The following is a 20,621-nucleotide window of genomic DNA, read 5'->3' on the forward strand; positions in this document are numbered from 1 at the left end:
TCTATGCACAGCGCGACGTGCTCGATATGGTCGCGTGAAATGAAGCTAAAGGTCTCCGGTGAAACCGGGACGATTCACACCCCAGGGGCCCTGCGCAGGCGAAAGGAAACTTGGGGCACTCAGCGGGGGCGCGGTTTTACGGTAACCGCCCTTAAACACGTTGAAAATAGCCTCTGCTATGGGCCAGTGAAAACTGGAAACCCGAAAGCGAATGGGGTAAGCGCACTGGGATCCAAGGAGAGAAACATGCGACAAATGCCAATTCCGCGCGAGCGGCGCACAAGCGCCGACGAGGTCTTTGATTATTTGTATGATGAGATCGTCGCCTTGCGCATGTTGCCCGGCGCCAAGATTTCCGAAGTCGAGATTGCCAACAAGTTGAATGTGTCGCGCCAACCTGTCCGCGATGCCTTTAACCGACTGACAAACCTTGATCTTCTTTTGGTACGTCCACAGCGCGCGACGGAAGTGCGGCGGTTTTCCTATGAGGCGATTCAGGCTGCGCGTTTCATTCGCGCCGCTGTCGAGGTCGAAGTTATCCGGCTTGCGACGCAAACGTGGGACGGCTCTAATATGAGCCTGCTTCAGGACAATCTTGATCAGCAAAAAGCGACGCTGGAAACTAAGGACGGCGATGCGTTTCATAAACTCGATTACGAATTTCACCGCATCCTGTGCAAAATCGCAGGTGTTGCACACGCATTCAAGGTGATTGCCGAGAAGAAGGCGTTGGTCGATCGGCTCTGCGTTCTGGGCCTGACACAAGAAGATCGGATCGGTGTGTTATATGACGATCACACCCGGATCGCAGAGCGCATCGCGGCTGGCGATGCCGAGGGCGCGGTTGAGATCGCCCGATTGCATCTGGCGCGGCTTGATCCAACCATCGTCAGCATTCGCAAGACCCATGGCGAGTATTTCGAGGCCTAGGCACCTACCGCGCCAACCAGCCGCCATCGACCGTCATGATCGTTCCATGAATGTAGGCCGACGCTGGTGCCGCCAAAAACACCGCAGTCTGCGCGATGTCATCGGGCGTGCCCCAGCGCGCGGCCGGGATCCGCTCTAGGATTGCTTTGTTGCGATTTGGATCGGCGCGCAACGCCTCGGTGTTGTTGGTCGCGATATATCCCGGCGCGATGGCGTTAACGTTAATTCCCTTGGCCGCCCATTCGTTGGCGAGCAGCTTGGTCAACCCTGCCACCCCATGCTTGGAGGCGGTATAGGACGCGACCCTGATACCCCCCTGAAACGACAGCAGCGACGCAATATTGACGATGCGACCGGCGGCGTTTCGGGCAAGAGCGGCGCGGGCAAACGCCTGACAGGTGAAGAACACCGCCTTGAGATTGACATCCATGACGTCGTCCCAATCGGCTTCGCTGAAATCGAGACTGTCGGCGCGCCGGATGATCCCGGCGTTGTTGACGAGGATATCGATGGGGCGCTTTGCGAATGAGTCACGCGCCGCCATTGGATCGGTGAAATCAAGGGGCAGCCCCTCGGCACTCTTAATCCTGCCAACGGTATCGGCGCAAGATGACCGCCCAGCGCAGATCACATGGGCCCCCGCTTGGCCCATTGCCACCGCAATCGCCTGCCCGATCCCGGTATTGGCCCCCGTAACCAGCGCCGTCTTTCCTGCCAGTGAAAACGGGCTCATCGCAGACCTCCTTTGCCATCCACTGAAGCGAGCAGGAAAAGCCTCAAGGGAACGCGCTCGGCATCAGGGTTGCGGGCAACCACAGCGCGATTTCCGGGAACAGGATGACCAGAAACAGGATGATCAGCATCGGAATGAGAATGATGACCACATCGCGCATCACTTGCACCACGTTCATCCCCCCAATCGCCGCCGATATCAGCAAACAAAGCCCATAGGGTGGCGTCACAAGCCCAAAGGCCAGCGACACGATGCCGATAATCGCAAACACGACGGGCTGGATATCTGCCGCTGCCGCCACAGGCATAAGCACAGTGCCAAGGATGATAATGGTCGGGATCGCATCGATGAAGAGCCCAAAGAACAAGAACAGAGCGGCGATCACCAAAGCGGTGCCGAAATAGCCAAACTCCATGCTGGTCATGAATGTCACAATCAGTCGAGGCACGTTGAAAAACGCCAGTGTCCAGCCAAAGCCCGAAGCCGTGCCGATGGCAAACAGCGAGATCGACGCGAACCGCCCGGTCTCATAAAAGATACCGCCCAGATCTCGCCAAGTAACGGTTCGGTAAACGAACATCCCCAAGATCAGCGCATAGCCAGCGGCGATGATGGCGCTTTCGGTCGGCGTCACGATACCGCCGACAATGCCGCCAATGACGAGAACCGGGGTCAGCATGGCAAGAAACGCGCCCTTAAACGCACGCCATAGGTCACACAAGGTCGGACGCAGCGCGATTGGGTAGTCATAGACCTTGGCATAGCCGTAAACGGTCGCCATCAGGGCAAAGCCAATCAGAAGGCCGGGAATGGCCCCGGCCAAAAACAATGCGCCAACCGACACCTGCATCACGCCTCCCCAGACCACCATCAGGATGCTTGGCGGAATGATCACGCCCATCACCGACGAACAGGCCGTGATCGCAATGGCAAAGCGTCTGTCGTAGCCTTCCTTGACCATCGCCGGGATCAAGATCTTGCCGCAGCCCGCCGCATCCGCCGTCGAAGACCCCGAAATCCCCGCAAACAGCATCGACACTGCGACGTTCACATGACCAAGCCCGCCCGGCATCCAGCCGGTCAAAACTCGCGAGAGATCAATCAACCTGTCGGTGATCTTGCCAGAATTCATCAAGTTGGCCGCGAGCAGGAAAAACGGCACCGCCAGCAGGATGAACGAATTATACGACTGAAACATGCGGTCGAGCACGATGAAGGGCGTCAGCCGCATATCCATCAGCACGACCGGCACTGTCGCGATGCCCAAGGCGAATGCCACGGGAACCCTGATCAGCACCAGCAAAAGAAACCCGCCCACCATGATAATGCAGGCAACACCCGTTGAAATAATCATGACATTGCTTTCTCGGAATTGCGGTACTCGACGAAGGCCTCGGCCAGTCGATAAAATGCAAAGACCGTCCAAACCGCGCCCGAAATCGGGACGGAAATAAAGGTGATCAGCTTATTGGCCTGCATCATCACGGTCTGCTGCAAGGCCCCAAACTTGGCATATTCAATTCCATACCAAGCGAAGACCAAGGCAAAGGCACCGATCAGCAGAAGGACAATGCCTTTTTGCAGAAATATCCCCAGCGGACGGGTGGTGTCGCGCGTCACCCGAACATCGAAATGGGTGCCCTCCCAGACCGCGATCATCGACCCGATCATGACCATCCAGACAAAGATGAACGTGGCGAGTTCTTCGGTCCACAGATAGACCGGGATCAGTCCGGTATAGCGCGCAATCACCTGCATCGCGACCGGGATTGCGAGTGCCCCCATCAGCACAGCCAATAAGACCCGTAGCCCTTGGCAAAACCCTTCAAGTATCCGCCTCAAGTGAACTTCCCCCACCTGTGTGTCCGTCGCCAGAGACCGCAAAGCGCATTCCGAACGAGCCGTGCCCGGAATGCGCAATCTGGTCACCGCTTGCTGTTACATACCGCGGATCGCGGTCAGAAGATCGCTCGCACCTAGGCTTTCTGCATAGGCATCTTGCACTGGCACAACCATCTCAAGCAGCTTGTCGCGGTCCTCGAACTCCAGAACCGTCAACTGCTTGGCATCAACCATCTGTTGCAGCTTTTCGCCGTCTTCGCGCGATTCCAGCTCACGTCCAAATGCGCCTGCTTCTTTACCAGCCTCAAGGACGGCGGCTTGCAGGGGTTCGGGCAAGTTACGAAAGGTTTTGCCGCTCATTACGATCGGGCGCACCGTGATCGCGTGACGCGTCAAAGTAAGATAGGGTGCAACCTCGTAGAACTTGAGGTTCTGGATGCTGGCCGCTTCGTTCTCAAAGCCCGAAATCACACCGGTCTGGATCGCGTTATAGACCTCGTTATAGGAAATCGCGGACGGGGCGGCTGTCAGCGCCGAGAAGATCTGCGCCTGGATCGGTGCGCCCATGACGCGCATTTTAAACCCGGCCAGTTCGTTCAGATTTTTAATCGGGTGGTTTGCCAGAACGTTACGAACGCCCCCACCCGTATAGCCGATGACCATGATGTCGGCCTTGTCTGCGAGTTCCTGTTCAAGCGGCTTGAGCACATCACTGGACAGAACTGCCTCCCAGTGGGCTTGGTCGCGAAACAGGAACGGCATGTCCATCAGCGGGATCGAGGGCGCGAATGTCGCCATGTTGGAAGGCGCCATGATCGTATAATCAATAGCGACGCCCTGCTGAAGGAAGGTGACATAGTCAGCCTCGACCCCCAGCTCGCCATTTAGGCGCAAATCGAAATTAACGTCGCCGTCATATTTTTCCTGAACCAGCTCGGCAAAGCGCTCCATCGTTTTGGTAAAGGCATGGTTTTCGTCGAACATGCTGGCACCGCGCAATGTGACTTCTTGCGCTGCCGCAGACGTGAGTGTTGCGGCAAATGCAGCGGCCAAAGTGGCGCCCCGCAAGATGGTTTTAACAGAAATGAGTCGCGTCATGTGTTCCTCCTCGAACGTTTACAGGGCGCACGACCAACGACTCGCAAAGATGCAATGCGTTGCAATAAAAGGCGCATCAATACTGTGATTCACCTGCTATCATGTCGAAACGGCAGTCTCTCCCTGAGCAAGAAATAGCATGACCTATTCTAGTATGCTAGTTTTTTCGGGAGAGGGCGGCTCGAAGAACAAACGCTTCGCTAAAACGACAGGTCGAAAGGCGCTCGTACCTCACAAACATTGTTACCGAATGAGGCGACATTTTTCTCGACTCACCTAAATAAATCCATCAAACTCTAACTTGCTGGGATACTACAATCCCACGCAACAAGGGCCTTGGCATCGGATTTGACACTTAGGGAGGTAGGAATCCGTCAAGGAAGGAGTTTCGAAGCGCCTTGTCGCTTCATGAAAGACACGATCGGTATGCGCGCTGATCGGTCCACGCCAAACGCGTCTATGGGAGGATGCTTATGCTTCGCAATCTTTTGACACTCGGTCTCGGTATCACAGCTTTTGCAGTGGGTACTGGGTTCATGACCGATACCGCTCGGGCGGAATACCCCGAACGGCCAATTACCTGGATCGTGCCTTGGGGCGCGGGGGGCGGCACCGATGCCACAAGCCGCATGCTGGCCGGGTTGATGGAAAAGGAGCTTGGTGTTCCGGTGAACGTCGTGAACCGTGACGGCGGGTCTGGCGTTGTCGGCCACTCAGCCATCGCCATGGCAAAGCCCGACGGCTACACCATCGGCACCGTGACCGTCGAAATCACCATGATGCATCACGCGGGCCTGACGCAATTGGATGACAAAAGCTACACCCCGATCGGGCTGTTCAATGCCGATCCGGCCGCATTCCACGTACGGACGGATTCCGAATTCGACACCCTCACTGCCTTTCTTGAGGCCGCCAAAGCCGAACCGGGCAAAATGAAGTCGTCTGGTACCGGTCAAGGCGGGATCTGGCACCTCGCCATGGCTGGTCTACTGGTCGAGGACGGCTTGGGTGCGGATGCGGTGCCATGGGTGCCATCCAAAGGCTCTGCCGCGGGACTGCAGGATTTGGTTTCGGGTGGCGTCGATATCGTCTCGTGCTCCTATCCCGAAGCGGCCTCTCTGATTGCAGCGGGCAAGGTGAAACCGCTGGCCGTAATGAGCGAAGAACCTCTACCCGGTCTGCCCGATTTGCCGACCGTGAAATCCGAGACCGGTGTTGACCTGATGGTCGCATCATGGCGCGGCGTGGCTGGCCCCGTTGGCTTGTCCGACGAAGCGGTTGCCAAGCTCTCATCGGCGATGGAGACTGCCTATAACTCTGACGAGTTCACCGCCTTCATGGCAGAGCGCGGCTTTGGCAAGGTCTGGATGGATGGCCCGGCCTTTGGCACATTCATGGCAGAAGCAGATGCCGCTAACGGTAAGGTTATGACCGCCGCCGGTCTTGCAAAATAACCAACCTGACGCACTGGCCTTCGGTGGGCCCTTGGGCCAGTGCGTAAACTCTCCCCCGACCTACAGGTTCTCCTTCCCGGTCGGGGGGCACTGCCGGACCCGGCCCAAGCACAGGGCAGATCGCTGGCAAAATTTCAGTTATCTCACTGGAGAGCACATGAAAATCAGTGACCGTTTGATGGGCTGCTTCCTGCTGTTGTTCGCGACAGCCGTTTTGCTTCAAGCCAGCACCTTCCCAATGATCCCCGGACAATCTGTCGGCTCTGGCTTGCTGCCCACGATTGTGGCCGTAGGTCTTATTATTTGCGCGATTATCCTTATCACGAAGGATCTTTTGGGAACACCACGCCCGAAGCTTATCGAGGCGGGTGCTTGGATAACCGACCGCCGCCGTATTCTGCGCGTCGCCATTGTTTTGCTGGGAACGGCAAGCTTTATTCCGTTCCTTGACGTGATCGGGTTTCCGGTGCTCAGCATCACCGTGCTTCTGGCGTTTCTGTTATCGCTGCGGGTGGAGGTGCTGACGGCCGTCCTAGTATCGGTCACGGCATCACTGGCGATCCACACCCTCTTCAGTAAAGTCTTTCTCGTGCCCCTGCCATGGGGCGTTCTGCAATCCATCGCCTGGTAGGCTGGCAAGGGGAACCCCATGGACCATATCTTTAACGCTATCATGATGGTCGCAGATCCTGCGGTGCTGGGTGTCATCCTTGCCGCATCGGTGTTCGGCCTGTTTATCGGGGCGATCCCGGGCCTTTCGGCGACCATGGCCACGGCCTTGCTGGTGCCGCTTACCTTTTTTATGGACCCGCTGCCCGCCATTGCGGCCATTGTCAGCGCTGTGGCCATGGCGATCTTTGCTGGTGACATTCCCGGTGCAATGCTGCGCATCCCCGGTACACCTGCCTCAGCGGCCTATGTGGACGACGCCTATCAGATGACCCTGCGCGGTCAGGCCGAGCGCGCGCTTGGCATCGGTCTTGTCAGTTCGGTCTTTGGCGGGATCGTGGGGGCGATCATTCTGACCACCTGCGCGCCCTACCTTGCAGAATTCGCGTTTCAGTTCAGCACGGTGGAATATTTTTGGCTCGCCGTCCTTGGCCTGAGTTGTTCTGTGATCATTTCGCGCGGCTCGCCGGTCAAAGGGCTGATTGCGCTGTTGATCGGCCTGTTCATCTCGACCATCGGCATCGACGTAACCGGCGGCTATCCGCGTTTCACCTACGGATCGGTCGAACTTATGGGCGGCGTCAGCTTCATTCCCGCGATGATCGGGATGTTCGCGATGACTGAGATACTGCGCTTCGCAATGGCCGCATCGCATGAAACCTCGTCCGTGCCGAAATCCAATTCTACCGTCTATGGCGGTCAGTGGAAGATGGTGCGCGAGAACAAGGGCAATCTGGCATCTGGCAGCCTGATCGGCACGATCATCGGGATTTTGCCCGGTGCGGGGTCTGATATCGCTGCGTGGGTCGCCTATGCCATGGCCAAAAAGTTCTCACGCACGCCCGAAAAATTCGGCACTGGGCACCCCGAAGGGCTCGCCGCCGCTGGGGCTGCCAATAACGCCTCTCTCAGCGGCGTCTGGATTCCGGCGCTGGTCTTTGGCATCCCGGGTGACTCGATCACGGCCATCGCTATTGGTGTGCTTTTCATGAAAGGCATCACCCCCGGCCCGATGGTTTTTGTCCAACAGGCCGATCTGACCTACGCGATTTTCATGACCTTCTTCGTGGCCAACCTGCTGCTGCTGGTGCTGGGCTATTTCGCAATCCGTGGCGCTAGGTTCGTCGTAAAGACACCCGCCAAACTGCTGATGCCGGTCATCTTGCTGTTCTGCATGGTCGGCTCGTTTGCGATCACCAACAGCGTCTTTGGCATCACCGTCATGCTGGTGCTTGGGATCATCGGTTTCCTGATGGAGGAGAACGGCTTTCCGATTGCGCCAACGATCCTTGGCATCGTTATCGGCCCAATGCTGGAAGACAATTTCATGGCAACAATGATCAAATCCGATGGCAGCATCATTGGATTCTTCGACCGGCCGGTCTCGGGCACGCTGGGCGCTGTCACTGTTCTGATCTGGACGTTGCCTCTGCTCACGATAATCGTGCGCCGCCTCATGCGGCGATCCAATGCCGGGGCGTAGCCTTGGCGGCGGGTTAAGTCGCCCCAAGGGCCACCGAAACCGAAAAGGAAGTGCATCATGTTGACTCTCAAACGGCTGGATCTGGCCGATGCGCAGGTTTTGATTGCCGGGGCAAAGGCAAAGGCGTTGGAAATCGGCGTGCCTATGTGCATCGCTGTGACAGACGAAAGCTGCAACCTGCTTGCGTTTGAACGGATGGATGGCGGCAAGATCCCCAGCGTCACGATCGCGATTGACAAAAGCTACACCGCATCGGGAACGCGAAAGCCCACGCATGAGGTCGGCGAAGCCAGTCAACCGGGCAAGCCAGCCTACGGTATCTCGTCAGCCGTCTGCGGGCGGATGGTGGTGATCGCGGGCGGTCTTCCGGTTCTTGTCGATGGTGTGATTGTTGGCGGCATCGGCGTCAGTTCGGGATCACCGGCGCAAGATCTGGAGGTCGCAGAGGCCGGAATCAAAGCGCTTTTGCAAACCGACTGATCCTTGGAGGGCGGCAGAGTCCAGCCGCGCATCCCCGCAACGGGGGCGCGCGGCTGTTTTATCGCGTCCGTCGTGTTACTTTTCTAGATTAAGGAAGTAGTCGAAGATTTCCGGCACATTCCCATTGCCCATGCCAGCATCAAAGGCGGCCTGAAGGTTGTGCGACGTGCCCTCGGCAATCTCGGAGCGTGTCCCCAGATCCTCAACCATCTTGAGGAAATAGCCCAGATCCTTGTTGGCATTGGCGATGGAGAAGCCCAGATCGCTTACGCCATCAACCGCGTAATTCTTGCAAAACCCCATGAAGGGCGAATTCGACGGGCCCGTCGACATGATGTCGTATAGCTGCTGGCGATCAACGCCAGCGCGGTCGGCCACAGCGAAGGCTTGGCTCATCGCGCTGACGGTGGTCATCCCCATGAAGTTGTTGATCAGCTTGGTCGTGTGACCCGCCCCAAGTGCGCCAAGATAAAAGATATTCTCGCCTTGGACATCAAGAACCGGTTTGACCTTGTCAAAGGTCGCGCGATCCCCCGCAGCCATGATGTTAAGCAAGCCGTCCTTGGCATGCGCCGGAGTGCGGCCAAGCGGGGCGTCGATCATGCCCGCGCCCTTCTTGGCAAGGTCAGCCCCGATCTTGCGCGTCGAGGCCGGAATCGAGGTTCCGTAATCGATCAAAACGGCGCCTTGCTTGATGCCCGCCAAGATGCCGTCCTGCGCATAGACCAGCTTTTCGACGACATCAGAGGTGGTCAGGCAGAGCATCACGATATCGCTGGCCGCAGCAAGTTCGGCAGCCGATTTTGCCTCGGTGGCGCCGCGGGCAACCACGGCTGCAACGGCATCCTTATTGAGATCCATCACGATCAACTCGAAGCCATTCTTTTGCAGGCATTCAGCCATATTGCTGCCCATGAGGCCGAGTCCAATGAATCCAATCACGGGTTTGCTCATATCTGTCTCCTCCGAAATGCGGTGTGGTATCCTAGTATGCTTACACCAAATTTGAAAGACTATCCAGAGCTGGAATGCAATCTCACCCTGACTTTCCCCCCTTAAACGCCCGGTAGCTCGGGTGTCGGTGGGCGGGGTGGCATATCGTCTTGCAGCGGCACGGTCTGGCGTTCGATCAGACGGCGAACACGGGGGCGCAACTCGGGCCCTTGGTGCAGCGTCAACAGTTCCTCGAAGTTAAGCGCGTCGTTTTTGGTGCGCCGCGCATTGTGGCGCAGATATTCGATCCACGTCGGAACATGATAGCTTTCCATCCAGCAACGCGGGTTTTCGAGGTCGCGCAGCAGCGCCCATTGCCGCGCACCATCGCGTATGCGGATACGGCGCCGCGCGCGCATCAACGCCATGAAGTGGGCGGTATCTTCGACACTGATTTCATACTCTATCAGCACGAGGATTGGCCCGGAACGTGCGCGAATATCAAGCTGCGGTTCAGGCGCGCTGAATTGTCCGAGCGGATCGAGATCGACGGTCGAAAACTCTGCCAGCCGCAACCACGTACCCAACCCCGCCCCGACGATCAAAACGACCGCCGCCGTAAGTAAGGCAAAGCTGACCCCCTGATAGGAGGCCAGCGAACCCCACAGCCAAGCCCCGCTTGCCATACCGCCGAAAGTCGCAGTCTGATACAGCGACAGCGCCCGTCCGACGACCCAACGCGGTGTCGCCAGTTGCACCGTGACGTTAAACAGCGACAACGCCAGCACCCAAAACGGCCCGGCCACGATCAGCGCAAAGCAACTGAAAACAAGGGAGCTGGAAAACGCCAGCGCCGCCACCGCGACCGCGAACCCGACAAAGGATAGTCGCACGACGATCTCGTTGGAAAAGCGCTCGCGCAGCGGCGCATTCAATGCGACCCCTCCGATCGCGCCCAACCCGAACGCCCCAAGCGCGATCCCGTATTCCAGCGCAGTGCCATCCAACAAGTCGCGCACGACCAAAGGCAGCAGCGCCAACACCGAGATTGCCGCGAACCCAAAAATCGCGCCCCGCCCCATCACCCGCAGCAGCACCGGGGACAAAATGACATAGCGTAGCCCCGCCCCCACCGCGAGTCGTAGCGGCTCGCGTGGCAACGGGTTGGCGGGGTAGTTGGGCCGCCAGAAAAACAAGATCGCTATCAACGGCAAATAGCTGATCGCATTAATCGCAAAGGCCGCCGCCGCCCCCGCCGCCGCGACGATGATCCCCCCGATCGCAGGCCCAAGACTGCGCATCATGTTAAAGCTCATGCTATTGAGACTGACTGCGGCAGAGAGATCATCCCGCTCGACGATATCGCCCATCGAGGCCTGCCAAGACGGGTTGAACAGCGCCCCACCGCAGCCAATCAGAAACGTGAACATCAACAACAGCCATGGTGTTAGCAGCCCTGCCCAAGTGCATAGCGCCAACGCCACCGACACCAGCACAACAAAAACCTGAGCAAAAATCATGATCCGGCGGCGGTTGAAATTATCAGCCAGCGCCCCGGCCAAAAGCGACAGCACGACGACAGGCAAAGTGTTCGAGGACTGCACGAGCGCAACCATATTTTGCGAGGGCGTCAGGGTTGCCATCAACCAACCCGCGCCCACTGCCTGCACGAGTGTTCCCAGATTGGAAAACAGCGTCGCTGACCAGAGCGCGCGGAAAGTGGCATTTTGAAAGGGTGACAAGACGGAACGTTGCGGCACCGGGACCATCCGACTGTAAGATGAATCGAAAAGCGACGTTGTCGAATAGGGCACCCCTTTGCGTCGGGAGGCAAGGGAAAGGCACCAACGCGCGCGCGGAACACGCGACTTTCTGGCCATCACATTTATATAATCGGCTATCACGTTTACACGGATCGAAATGTTGAATTGGACGCCAGCCCATCAACGCGCTAATTGCCTTATGACCGCAAACGAACCCAGGAGGCCCAGATGACACTTCCCGCAAAACGCATCGCCATTACAGGCGCGGCTGGACAGATTTGCTACTCCCTGCTTTTCAGGATCGCCAAAGGCGATGTTTATGGGCCCGACCAGCCCGTGATTTTACAACTTCTCGACATCCCCCAAGCGATGGAAGCGCTGCGCGGTGTGCTGATGGAACTGGAAGATTGCGCCTTCCCGCTTGTCGAAGGGATCGTGGCGACGGATGATCCGGTCGCGGCCTTCCGCGATGCGGATGCGGTTTTCCTTGTTGGTTCGCGTCCGCGTAGCAAAGGGATGGAACGCGCCGATCTGCTGGCGGTCAACGCCGAGATCTTCAAGGTTCAGGGCAAGGCGCTGAACGAGGCCGCTTCGCGCGACGCTAAGGTGATTGTCGTTGGCAACCCGGCCAATACCAACGCCGCGATCCTTGCGGCCTTCGCGCCCGACTTCCCCGCCGCCAATATCACTGCGATGCTGCGGCTCGACCACAATCGCTTTTTGTCGCAACTGGCTGCCAAAGCAGGCGTTGCCGTGCGCGATATCGAAAAGGCGGCTGTTTGGGGCAATCACTCGCCCAGCATGTTCCCCGACTGGAGCAACGCAGAAGTCAATGACAAGGCAATCTCTACGATCATCGGCGATGAAGCGTGGTATCGCGAGACCCTGATTCCGACCGTCGCCAAGCGCGGCTCGGCGATCATCGAGGCCCGCGGCGCCTCGTCGGCAGCCTCAGCGGCCAATGCAGCGATTGATCACATGCATGACTGGATCAACGGCACTGATAGCAAATGGGTGTCGATGGGCGTGCCCTCTGATGGCAGCTATGGCATTCCCGAGGGCTTGATCTGCGGTGTGCCGGTGACCTGCGAAGGCGGCGTCTACACCCGTGTCGAGGGAATCGAAATTGACGACTTCGCGCGCAAGATGATCGACCTCACCTGCGCGGAATTGAAGGACGAGCTGGACGCAGCGCTCGGTCGCTGATCTGAGTTTCTTTCTTACGAACACGGCCCGGTGTGAAAATGCCGGGCCGACTTTATGGAGCAGCGATGCGGGACGTAAGCGACACATTTGGGTCAGAGAGAGCGCTCTTGGCCTAGTTGCAAGGTTCAAAGCTATCGCAAAAGTGCGGCGATATCTGCGGCGATGGACAGCGATGCCGTCAGCCCCGGAGATTCAATGCCATACAGCATAAAATGGGCGCCGGGCAAATCATTGGGGCCGTCAATTCGAAAATCAGGATAGGCCTCACCGGCAATCTTAGGGCGAATGCCGCAATAATCAGGCTGCAAGTCATCGCCGCTCAGCGATGGCCAATAGGTTTGGATCGCGGCGGCAAATCTGTCTCGCAATTCAGGATTTACGCTGTACGAAATCGCGTCCGGATCGCGGCAATCCAACCACTCGGTATCGGGGCCAAATTTCGCGCGCCCGCTCATATCAAGCGTCAGATGAATGCCAAGCCCCCCATCGCGCGGCGCGGGATAGATCAGCCGCGAAAACGGTGACTTGCGCCCATAGGCAAAGTAAGTCCCTTTGACAAACCGCATCTCGGGCGGCTTAGGCAGTCCCTCGATGCGCGCGGCAAGATCCGCCGCCCAAAGCCCTGCGCAATTGATCACCGAACGCGCCCGGATCTGCATTGGATCATCACCGCCGATATCAAGATCCATCGCGCCCGAGCCCGTCACCTGCCCGCCCCTAACCCGCGCGCGGGTCGCAAGTTGTGCGCCATGGGCCTCGGCCTCGCCCAAAAGTGCAAGCATATAGGCGTGACTGTCCACGATCCCGGTCGAGGGCGAGACCAGGGCCGCCTTGAGTGCAAGCTCTGGCTCAAGCCGGCGCACCTCATCCGCGCTCAGCATCTGAAGATCTGCCACGCCATTCGCTTCGGCCTTGCGTTTAATCCCGTATAAGGCAGTGCAATCGGCGTCTGACGCGGCGACAATCAGCTTGCCACATTTGCGAAAAGGCACGCCCCGTTGCGCACAATAGCGATAAAGCATCTCGCGCCCACGCACGCAGTGCCGCGCCTTCAGCGAGCTTGGCGCATAATAAATGCCCGCATGGATGACCTCGGAATTGCGCGCGCTGGTTTCTTCACCAAAATGCGCGTTTTTCTCAAGGATCAACACCTCGCGCCCCGCCATTGCCAAGGCCCGCGCCACCGCAAGACCGATCACGCCAGCGCCAACGACGACGATATCCACGTCAAAGCGTTCCATTGCGTCTTTTCTCTCGTATCTCAGCCGACCGTTCTAACGCTGCTTTTGCGATTGCGCCTTAGGGGCAGGTTTGTGGCACCGCGGCTTGTCTCATCTGTGTCGCGCCAAACTATGCGTCCTCGGGTGTTCAATTCACAAGTACAGATGCACTAAGACATTCGAAGTTTCGGGAAGGTCAACCAAGCCAAACCGCTGCCCAGATATCGCGGCGAATCATGCCTCTGCGATATCGGGACGAATGACGCAGCACGGCTGAAGCTGCGCCCTCTCGCGGCCTTTAACAGCACGCGCCTCGCTTTTGGGGGGGCAGCGGTACCACCAATGCAACAGAACTGCGCCCAGTCGCAAAAGAATGAAAATCCAAACGAGGCGCCCTTCTGCGGCATACATCCAAATGCTGACACCAAATTCGGAACAACCGGCGCACCAAATGACGGAATATGAACATTAGTCAATGTATGCATATTAAGCGTAAAAATCGTTTCTTGAATCGTCTTCTGTTTTAATCAACTTGGAACAAAATCCACGCACCTAAAGGAGCGCAACATGAAACGTTTCGCATATTCGTCCATGCTCGGCTTAGCCGCATCTGCCCTCGGCGCGACGGCTGCCATCGCATCAACGTTCGGACCGCTGGTCACGCCGGCGCAACTGGAGGCGGGCCTAAAGACCGATGCGCCGATCCTCCTTGATATTCGCCCCGAAGGCTACGACGCGGGCCATATTGCGGGGGCGGTTTCGGCGCCTTACGGGCTGTTTCGCGGCCCCAGCAACGATCCAGGTCAGGTGCCTGCGCTCGACACGCTAGAGGCAACCTATGAGCGCTTGGGTCTGACGCTTGATCGCCCGGTCGTGGTGGTGTCCCAAGGCGATACGGACAGTGATTTTGGCGCGGCCGCGCGGGTCTATTGGACGCTGAAAAGCTCCGGCTTCAAGGACCTTTCGATCCTGAATGGCGGTGCGAGCAACTGGGCGAATGCGGGTCTGGCGTTTTCGACCACCCCCGTCACGCCCGCCCCCACGCAGCTGTCGATCCAATGGGATAACGCCTGGACCGCGGATACCCCGGCGGTGAACCAGATTGTCGAAGGGCAAGCCAAAGCGATTCTGGTCGATGCCCGCCCCACCCCCTTCTTTGAGGGCAAGAAGATACACGATGCAGCCGCGCGTCCGGGCACTTTGCCCGGCGCACAAAGCCTGCCCTATTCGCAATTTTTCAGCCCCGGCGCCACCGCCATTGCACCCAACCCCGATGTCACCGCCCTCAAGGCGAAGCTTGGCATTCAGGATGGCGATGAGGTCGTGTCCTTTTGCAATACCGGCCATTGGGCGGCGACCGATTGGTTTGCGCTCTCCGAGCTGGCGGGTATCGACAACGTCAAACTTTATCCCGGCTCGATGGTTGAGTATTCCGCCACCAAAGGCGAAATGGCTAACACCCCCGGCCTGATTGCCAACTTCCTCAATCAACTGCGAGGCGGGATCTAATGACGACCTCTCCTATCATACTGGCAGGGAGTGCGCGCGTCGCCCCCGGGCGCAGCGCGCTGATCCTTGCGGCACTGATTGCGATCGCGACATTGGCGCTGTTTGGTGGCGCACGCTACGCGCTACTGCTGGCGATTGGCTTGGGCTTTGGGATCACGCTGGAGGGGCTGCGGTTCGGCTTTGCCGGTCCATGGCGCGCGATGATCTTGCGGCGCGAACCGGCGGGTGTTTTGGCTCAGCTTTTGGCGATTGCACTGGTGTCCATCGTCGCAATTCCTTTGCTGGCCACGCATCCCGGTGAGTTAACGGGCGCGCAAGCCCCGATTGGATTTGCGATGGTTGGGGGGGCCTTTGTCTTTGGCGCGGCGATGCAGGTGGTGCTGGGCTGCGGATCGGGCACGCTGGTCAATGCGGGTTCGGGCAATCCGATCGGGCTGCTGGCGCTGCCGTTCTTTGCGATTGGCAGCTTTGCCGGGGCTTACGGGTTGATCTGGTGGACCAACTTGGGCGCGCTGCCGATCTTGACGCTGAGGGGCACCACGGGGCTGACGATTACATTGGTCGCATTGGCGCTGACGGCGGCTCTGTTCTTTACGCTGGGCAAACCCGGCAGCCGCCGCCTGCCTGCGCGCTATTTGGTTGCGGCAGTTGTATTGGCGGGGTTGGCGATTGCAAACCTTGTCGTCGCGGGGCAGCCATGGGGTGTGGTCTACGGGCTTGGCCTGTGGGTTGCCAAAGGGGCGAGCGCGATGGGCGCAGATCTGTCGGGCTCTGCATTCTGGGCCGCGCCCGGCTCGGTCACGCGCGTTCAGCAAAGCCTGCTGACCGATTACACCTCGCTCACCAATATCGGGTTGATTGCAGGCGCTTTTGGCGTGGCAAGCTGGCGTCGCGGCGGCCTGTCGCAGTCCTTGCCGCGCTACCCGGCGCGGGCGTGGGTCGCCACGATCATCGCAGGGCTATTGCTGGGCTATTCCTCACGCTTGGCCTTTGGGTGCAATGTCGGCGCGTTCTTTTCTGGAATTTCAACGGGCAGTTTGCATGGCTGGGTCTGGTTCATCGCCGCTTTCGCAGGCGCCTTTGTGGGTATCCGCCTGCGTCCGATCCTAGGGCTGGAGGCGCGCACATGACACGTCGTTTCACCGCCTCTCTCGCCCTAACTGGGCTGGTCCTGCTGGTCGCGTTCGATCAACTTTCCACGCCCTTGAACCCCTACCAAGCACCACCGCTTTTCGCATTCGGGTCGGGGCAAGTCGCAGCGGGCGGGTTTTGTGGCGCGCTGCCAAAATAAAACACCGCTCTGAGCGCGTCTTTCGCACGCTCAGAGCAAGATCAACCCGGTCGCCACGACACCTGCAACCGGTTGGCCGCGACCATTCTGAATCAGGATCGGCTAATCTGCGCCCCAGATCGATTTCCCGTTCAATTAGGCGCGGGTTTCCAGGATCGAGGGGTCATTCAGCTTCATGATCTTACGCCCCTTTTGCCGCCAGCATCGCCTCTTCGAGAATATCAAGCGCTTGGCTCATCTGCGCGTCGGGAATGGTGATCGGTGCGAGGAAGCGGATCACGTTGCCATAAACGCCGCAGCTTAGCAGCAGCAGCCCTCGCGACAGCGCCTCTGCCTGAACGGCCTTGACCAGATCAGGCGCGGGTTTGCCGTCTTGCATCAACTCGATCGCCACCATGAAACCGGGGCCGCGAATTTCAGCAATTTCGGGCATTTTGTCGCGGATCTGTTCAAGACGTTGTTTAAGGCGTGAGCCAAGCTCGTTGGCGCGGCTGCAAAGGTCTTCTTCCTCGATCACATCCAGCACCGCATTGCCCGCCGCGACGCCCAGCGGGTTGCCGCCATAAGTGCCCCCAAGCCCACCGGGATTGGCCGCATCCATGATATCGGCGCGCCCGGTGACGGCTGCAATCGGCAGACCGCCGCCCAGCCCCTTGGCCATCGTGGTGATGTCGGCGGCTACACCGTAGGCTTCCATCGCAAACAAAGTGCCGGTGCGCGCAAAACCTGACTGCACCTCATCAGCAATCATCACGATGCCATGTTGATCGCAGAACTCACGAATGCGCAGAACGAAGTCGCGCGGTGCGGGAACGAAACCGCCTTCACCCTGAACCGGTTCAAAGATCACCGCCGCCAGACGCGCGGGGTCGAGGTCGGTTTTGAACAGGCTTTCCATCGCGGCAAAGCTGTCATCGGTACTCACACCATGCAGCGCGTTCGGGAACGGAACGTGGAACACATCGGGCATCATCGACCCAAAACCAGCCTTGTAGGGCGCGACCTTGCCCGTCAGCGTCATCGTCATGAACGTGCGCCCGTGAAAGGCCCCACCAAAGGCGATGACCGCATTGCGGCCCGTGTAAGCGCGCGCAATTTTAACAGCGTTCTCAACCGATTCTGCGCCGGTGGTGACAAAGATCGATTTTTTGTCAAAATCGCCCGGCACCTTGTCATTCAGCCGCTCGGCCAGACGCACATAGGGCTCGTAGGGCAAAACCTGATGGCAGGTGTGGGTGAAGGCATCAAGCTGCGCTTTGACTGCTTCCATGACCTTGGGGTGGCGGTGCCCGGTATTCACGACCGCGATCCCGGCGGCGAAATCAATCAGCTTGTTGCCATCGGCATCGGTCACAGTCGCGTTTTCAGCGCTGACCGCAAAGTTCTTGGTCTGCACGCCCACACCACGGGCAAGAGCAGCGGAGCGGCGGGCCTCAAGTTCGATATTGCTGGACATTTTGAACCTCGTGGTTTGACGGAATCGGGTATTTTTAGGGAGGCTAGCGTTTAACGAATAGCCGCGCAATGTTAAATTTGTTAAACACACGGCTTTGAGATACTGTGATTGCCAGACCAGTTGCCAGCCCGTAAAACAGGCGCAGAAAGAGGGGTTTCGTGAACGATTTCGACGTAGGCGCGCGCCTGAAAGCGATCCGCGAAGAGGCTGGCCTTTCGCAGCGCGAACTGGCGCAGCGGGCCGGCGTGACCAACGGGCTTGTCTCATTGATTGAGCGTAACAAGACCTCGCCCTCGATCACCTCTTTGCGCAAGATCCTCGAGATCCTCGACCTTACGCTGGCAGAGTTTTTCGACAGCGACACCCCCGCTGAACCCGGCCGATTTGTCTTTCGCCATGACGAACTGACCGAAATTAACCCCGGTCGCATTTATCGCTCGGCGGGCGCTGACGCGCTGCGCGCGCTCTCTCTTAAGCGGGCGGGAAAATCGGGGCAGACGACCCTTTTGCTGCTTTATGAAACCTATGAGCCGGGTGCCGATACCGGGGCGGACGCCTATAGCCACGAGGGCGAAGAGGGCGGCTTCGTGATCGAAGGCGAGTTACTGCTGAGCGTTGGCGACAAGACCGAATTGTTGCGCGCAGGCGATGCCTATCTGTTCAATTCGCGCCTGCCACACCGCTTTCGCAATGTGGCGCAGACGCCTTGCATCGTGGTCAGCGCCGCCACCCCGCCGACATTCTGATCGTGGGTGGCGTGCGCTGCGCCCTATTTCGTCACCGTGAGCCCCAGCAATCGCCAAGCCTGCATTCCGCCACGATAATAATAGATCTTTTCAGCGGGAAATCCGGCCTCGATCATACGGCGCGCGGCACTCGGCGATTGGCCACACCATGCGCCGTTGCAGTAAAGCGCGACGGATTTAACGTTCTCGCCATCACAGATGAACCCTTCGAAATCGGGCTCGCAGCCCAATTCGCCCAGACGATCAGCGGCCTCGGTATAGGGCACGTTAATTGCACCGGGAATTGCGCCGCCCTCAAAATCGGGGCGTACCCGGCCATCGATGACCACCACATTGGGATCGTTAAGAAACTGCATAATTTCCAGCTCGCCAATCGGGGTCACGCCCGGGGCGGGAACCATCGGCTGAATGCAGAAATCCGGGCAGGGCCGCGAGGTGCGCGCCCATTCACCGGTGATCTCATTGGCATTGTCTTGGATGCGCGAAATCTCGACCGGGCCAGAATCGGTCTCAACACTGATAGACATCGTATCGGGGCGAATATTCACCGGATCCGCAAAAGCGGGCGTAGCGCATAGCAGCGCCGCACATAAAATAGCACGCATCGTTTCCTCCCTTTTGCGTGATCATAGCATGATCGTTGTATCTTGTCGCCCGGCACACACGGCGTTAGCCATCAACAATGACCGACGCTTTCATTCTCGGGGCCGCCGTTTGGCCAGACGAACAGCCCTCGCCCGCGCTGAAGCGGCGCGTTCTGCACGGGGCAGCGCTGTTTCACGCGGGCGATGTTTCGCGGCTGGTGTGCTGCGGCGGGGTTGGCAAGCATGGTCCTTCCGAGGCCGAGGTGATGGCGCGGATATTGCGCGCGCGGGGCGTGTCGGAAGCCGCGCTTGTGCTAGAGGATCGTTCGACCTCAACGCGCGAGAATATCCTGTTTGGACTGGACGTGAGCGGCGCGAAGGGCCCGATAGTGCTGATTACGGACGGGTCTCATGCGCCGCGGGCGCGCGCGACGGCCCGTGCCTTGGGAGTGGTGGCGCGCGCGTCTTGCCCCAAACATAAACCCCGCCCCCGCACATGGCTGCGCGAGGGTGGGGCATGGTTGAAATTTCTGTGGTGGCGGGGGTTTAGCCGTTAATCGAGGATCAGCTTACCGATCACCAGAACGACGGCAGCGCCAACCAAGGCCATCGCGATAATCGCCAGCAAGCCCCCTGCGGCAAGCACCGCACCGCCCAAAATCGCAATGATGAACGGCGTGATCAGCGCGCCCAGAACGCCGATTGCCAGATAAGCCCCAAGATGGCGCCCGCCCGCGACAAGGCTGGCAATCCAACCCGCTAGAAGCCCTGCGAGCACCAAGAGGATAAAGCCGATCACACCGATGGCTTGAAGAACGTCTTCCATGTCTCTCTCCGAGTTGTCTTTTGACATATTAACGCAAGGGCCATGGCGTCGGTTCCCTCGACTTAACCGGGCTTAGTAATCCGCCGCGATCTCATACATCACCGGCTCAAAACTGCGGCACAGCGTGTAGATATAGCGGTTGCGATCTATCATTTCAGGGCTGCGCAGCATCGCCTGATAATCGCCCCGCTCGCGCCATTTCGAATAGGTCGCAATCCGGGTTTGCGCGTCGTTCATATGCAACCCCGCGCCGATGAAACCGGGCGATTTTGAAATCACCTCGCTATAGGCCGATTGCAGTTTCTCCATTAATTCAGAGGCCGTCGCCGGCGTCATCTCGAAGGTGCAAATCACGGTTTGGCCGCTGAAATCACTGGTCATTTCGATCATGAACGATC

At 58.6% G+C, this 20,621-nt stretch carries 22 protein-coding genes; 11 read left to right on the forward strand and 11 right to left on the reverse strand.

Annotated elements, in window-relative coordinates; translation table 11 throughout:
- Window positions 1-246 precede the first annotated feature (246 nt).
- Window positions 247-930, forward strand: coding sequence for a GntR family transcriptional regulator (locus tag ACN0SD_RS17115; protein WP_417809432.1), 684 nt, complete (start codon window positions 247-249; stop codon window positions 928-930).
- Window positions 931-934: 4 nt separating this feature from the next.
- On the opposite strand, the gene kduD is transcribed toward ACN0SD_RS17115, so the two are convergent.
- From kduD to ACN0SD_RS17135, 4 genes are all read right to left on the reverse strand, one after another.
- Complete coding sequence (gene kduD, locus ACN0SD_RS17120) at window positions 935-1,663, reverse strand: 2-dehydro-3-deoxy-D-gluconate 5-dehydrogenase KduD (protein ID WP_417809433.1); 729 nt, start codon at window positions 1,661-1,663, stop codon at window positions 935-937.
- Between the two features lie 43 nt (window positions 1,664-1,706).
- Window positions 1,707-3,017 carry a TRAP transporter large permease gene (locus ACN0SD_RS17125; RefSeq protein WP_417809434.1) on the reverse strand — a complete coding sequence of 437 codons (1,311 nt, stop codon included), beginning with the start codon at window positions 3,015-3,017 and terminating at the stop codon, window positions 1,707-1,709.
- Complete coding sequence (locus tag ACN0SD_RS17130; protein WP_417809435.1) at window positions 3,014-3,505, reverse strand: TRAP transporter small permease; 492 nt, start codon at window positions 3,503-3,505, stop codon at window positions 3,014-3,016. The genes ACN0SD_RS17125 and ACN0SD_RS17130 overlap by 4 nt, the downstream gene beginning before the upstream one ends.
- 96 nt (window positions 3,506-3,601) lie before the next feature.
- Window positions 3,602-4,603, reverse strand: coding sequence for a TRAP transporter substrate-binding protein (locus ACN0SD_RS17135; RefSeq protein WP_417809436.1), 1,002 nt, complete (start codon window positions 4,601-4,603; stop codon window positions 3,602-3,604).
- A 536-nt stretch (window positions 4,604-5,139) separates the two neighbouring features.
- On the opposite strand from ACN0SD_RS17135, the gene ACN0SD_RS17140 reads away from it, so the two are divergent.
- The 4 genes from ACN0SD_RS17140 to ACN0SD_RS17155 all read left to right on the forward strand — a co-directional run bounded on the left by ACN0SD_RS17140 (window position 5,140) and on the right by ACN0SD_RS17155 (window position 8,689).
- Window positions 5,140-6,057, forward strand: coding sequence for a tripartite tricarboxylate transporter substrate binding protein (locus ACN0SD_RS17140; RefSeq protein WP_417809437.1), 918 nt, complete (start codon window positions 5,140-5,142; stop codon window positions 6,055-6,057).
- A 157-nt stretch (window positions 6,058-6,214) separates the two neighbouring features.
- Window positions 6,215-6,688: a tripartite tricarboxylate transporter TctB family protein gene (locus ACN0SD_RS17145; protein ID WP_417809438.1), complete on the forward strand. Its 474-nt coding sequence runs from the start codon at window positions 6,215-6,217 to the stop codon at window positions 6,686-6,688.
- An 18-nt stretch (window positions 6,689-6,706) separates the two neighbouring features.
- Entirely contained in the window at window positions 6,707-8,209 is a 1,503-nt protein-coding gene (locus ACN0SD_RS17150; protein WP_417809439.1) for a tripartite tricarboxylate transporter permease, read from the forward strand.
- A 57-nt stretch (window positions 8,210-8,266) separates the two neighbouring features.
- Window positions 8,267-8,689, forward strand: a complete 423-nt coding sequence (locus tag ACN0SD_RS17155; protein WP_417809440.1) for a GlcG/HbpS family heme-binding protein — start codon at window positions 8,267-8,269, stop codon at window positions 8,687-8,689.
- 75 nt (window positions 8,690-8,764) lie between these two features.
- On the opposite strand, the gene ACN0SD_RS17160 is transcribed toward ACN0SD_RS17155, so the two are convergent.
- Together ACN0SD_RS17160 and ACN0SD_RS17165 are read right to left on the reverse strand one after the other, a co-directional pair.
- Window positions 8,765-9,643 (reverse strand): NAD(P)-dependent oxidoreductase, encoded by an 879-nt coding sequence (locus tag ACN0SD_RS17160; RefSeq protein WP_417809441.1) that lies wholly within the window; start codon window positions 9,641-9,643, stop codon window positions 8,765-8,767.
- Between the two features lie 101 nt (window positions 9,644-9,744).
- On the reverse strand, window positions 9,745-11,382 hold the full coding sequence (locus ACN0SD_RS17165; RefSeq protein ID WP_417809442.1) for an MFS transporter: 1,638 nt from the start codon (window positions 11,380-11,382) through the stop codon (window positions 9,745-9,747).
- A gap of 231 nt (window positions 11,383-11,613) precedes the next feature.
- Here ACN0SD_RS17165 and ACN0SD_RS17170 point away from each other — a divergent pair, with 231 nt between their 5' ends.
- The gene (locus ACN0SD_RS17170; protein WP_417809443.1) at window positions 11,614-12,591 is read left to right on the forward strand and encodes a malate dehydrogenase; all 978 of its coding nucleotides are present in this window, start codon (window positions 11,614-11,616) and stop codon (window positions 12,589-12,591) included.
- Window positions 12,592-12,722: 131 nt separating this feature from the next.
- On the opposite strand, the gene ACN0SD_RS17175 is transcribed toward ACN0SD_RS17170, so the two are convergent.
- Window positions 12,723-13,832, reverse strand: a complete 1,110-nt coding sequence (locus ACN0SD_RS17175) for an NAD(P)/FAD-dependent oxidoreductase (RefSeq protein WP_417809444.1) — start codon at window positions 13,830-13,832, stop codon at window positions 12,723-12,725.
- A 546-nt stretch (window positions 13,833-14,378) separates the two neighbouring features.
- On the opposite strand from ACN0SD_RS17175, the gene ACN0SD_RS17180 reads away from it, so the two are divergent.
- Genes ACN0SD_RS17180 through ACN0SD_RS17190 form a run of 3 tightly spaced genes read left to right on the forward strand, consistent with a single transcriptional unit; the run spans window position 14,379 to window position 16,611 of the window.
- Window positions 14,379-15,320, forward strand: a complete 942-nt coding sequence (locus ACN0SD_RS17180) for a sulfurtransferase (protein ID WP_417809445.1) — start codon at window positions 14,379-14,381, stop codon at window positions 15,318-15,320.
- Window positions 15,320-16,450 carry a YeeE/YedE family protein gene (locus tag ACN0SD_RS17185; RefSeq protein WP_417809446.1) on the forward strand — a complete coding sequence of 377 codons (1,131 nt, stop codon included), beginning with the start codon at window positions 15,320-15,322 and terminating at the stop codon, window positions 16,448-16,450. Before ACN0SD_RS17180 ends, ACN0SD_RS17185 begins: the two co-directional genes overlap by 1 nt.
- Complete coding sequence (locus ACN0SD_RS17190) at window positions 16,447-16,611, forward strand: hypothetical protein (RefSeq protein WP_417809447.1); 165 nt, start codon at window positions 16,447-16,449, stop codon at window positions 16,609-16,611. Before ACN0SD_RS17185 ends, ACN0SD_RS17190 begins: the two co-directional genes overlap by 4 nt.
- Window positions 16,612-16,792: 181 nt before the next feature.
- On the opposite strand, the gene ACN0SD_RS17195 is transcribed toward ACN0SD_RS17190, so the two are convergent.
- Entirely contained in the window at window positions 16,793-18,067 is a 1,275-nt protein-coding gene (locus tag ACN0SD_RS17195; protein ID WP_417809448.1) for a 4-aminobutyrate--2-oxoglutarate transaminase, read from the reverse strand.
- 158 nt (window positions 18,068-18,225) lie between these two features.
- Between ACN0SD_RS17195 and ACN0SD_RS17200 the strand changes: the two genes are divergently transcribed.
- Entirely contained in the window at window positions 18,226-18,813 is a 588-nt protein-coding gene (locus ACN0SD_RS17200; protein WP_417809449.1) for a cupin domain-containing protein, read from the forward strand.
- 23 nt (window positions 18,814-18,836) lie between these two features.
- On the opposite strand, the gene ACN0SD_RS17205 is transcribed toward ACN0SD_RS17200, so the two are convergent.
- Window positions 18,837-19,418 carry a rhodanese-like domain-containing protein gene (locus ACN0SD_RS17205; RefSeq protein WP_417809450.1) on the reverse strand — a complete coding sequence of 194 codons (582 nt, stop codon included), beginning with the start codon at window positions 19,416-19,418 and terminating at the stop codon, window positions 18,837-18,839.
- 77 nt (window positions 19,419-19,495) lie between these two features.
- Between ACN0SD_RS17205 and ACN0SD_RS17210 the strand changes: the two genes are divergently transcribed.
- The gene (locus tag ACN0SD_RS17210; protein WP_417809451.1) at window positions 19,496-19,954 is read left to right on the forward strand and encodes a YdcF family protein; all 459 of its coding nucleotides are present in this window, start codon (window positions 19,496-19,498) and stop codon (window positions 19,952-19,954) included.
- Here the strand turns inward: ACN0SD_RS17210 and ACN0SD_RS17215 are convergent.
- Both ACN0SD_RS17215 and ACN0SD_RS17220 read right to left on the reverse strand, forming a co-directional pair.
- Entirely contained in the window at window positions 19,951-20,223 is a 273-nt protein-coding gene (locus ACN0SD_RS17215) for a GlsB/YeaQ/YmgE family stress response membrane protein (protein ID WP_417809452.1), read from the reverse strand. The genes ACN0SD_RS17210 and ACN0SD_RS17215 overlap by 4 nt on opposite strands.
- A gap of 72 nt (window positions 20,224-20,295) precedes the next feature.
- Window positions 20,296-20,613: an antibiotic biosynthesis monooxygenase family protein gene (locus tag ACN0SD_RS17220; RefSeq protein ID WP_417809453.1), complete on the reverse strand. Its 318-nt coding sequence runs from the start codon at window positions 20,611-20,613 to the stop codon at window positions 20,296-20,298.
- Window positions 20,614-20,621 lie beyond the last annotated feature (8 nt).

The sequence above is a fragment of the Thioclava sp. genome, from assembly GCF_048263065.1.
Taxonomy (GTDB): Bacteria; Pseudomonadota; Alphaproteobacteria; order Rhodobacterales; family Rhodobacteraceae; genus Thioclava.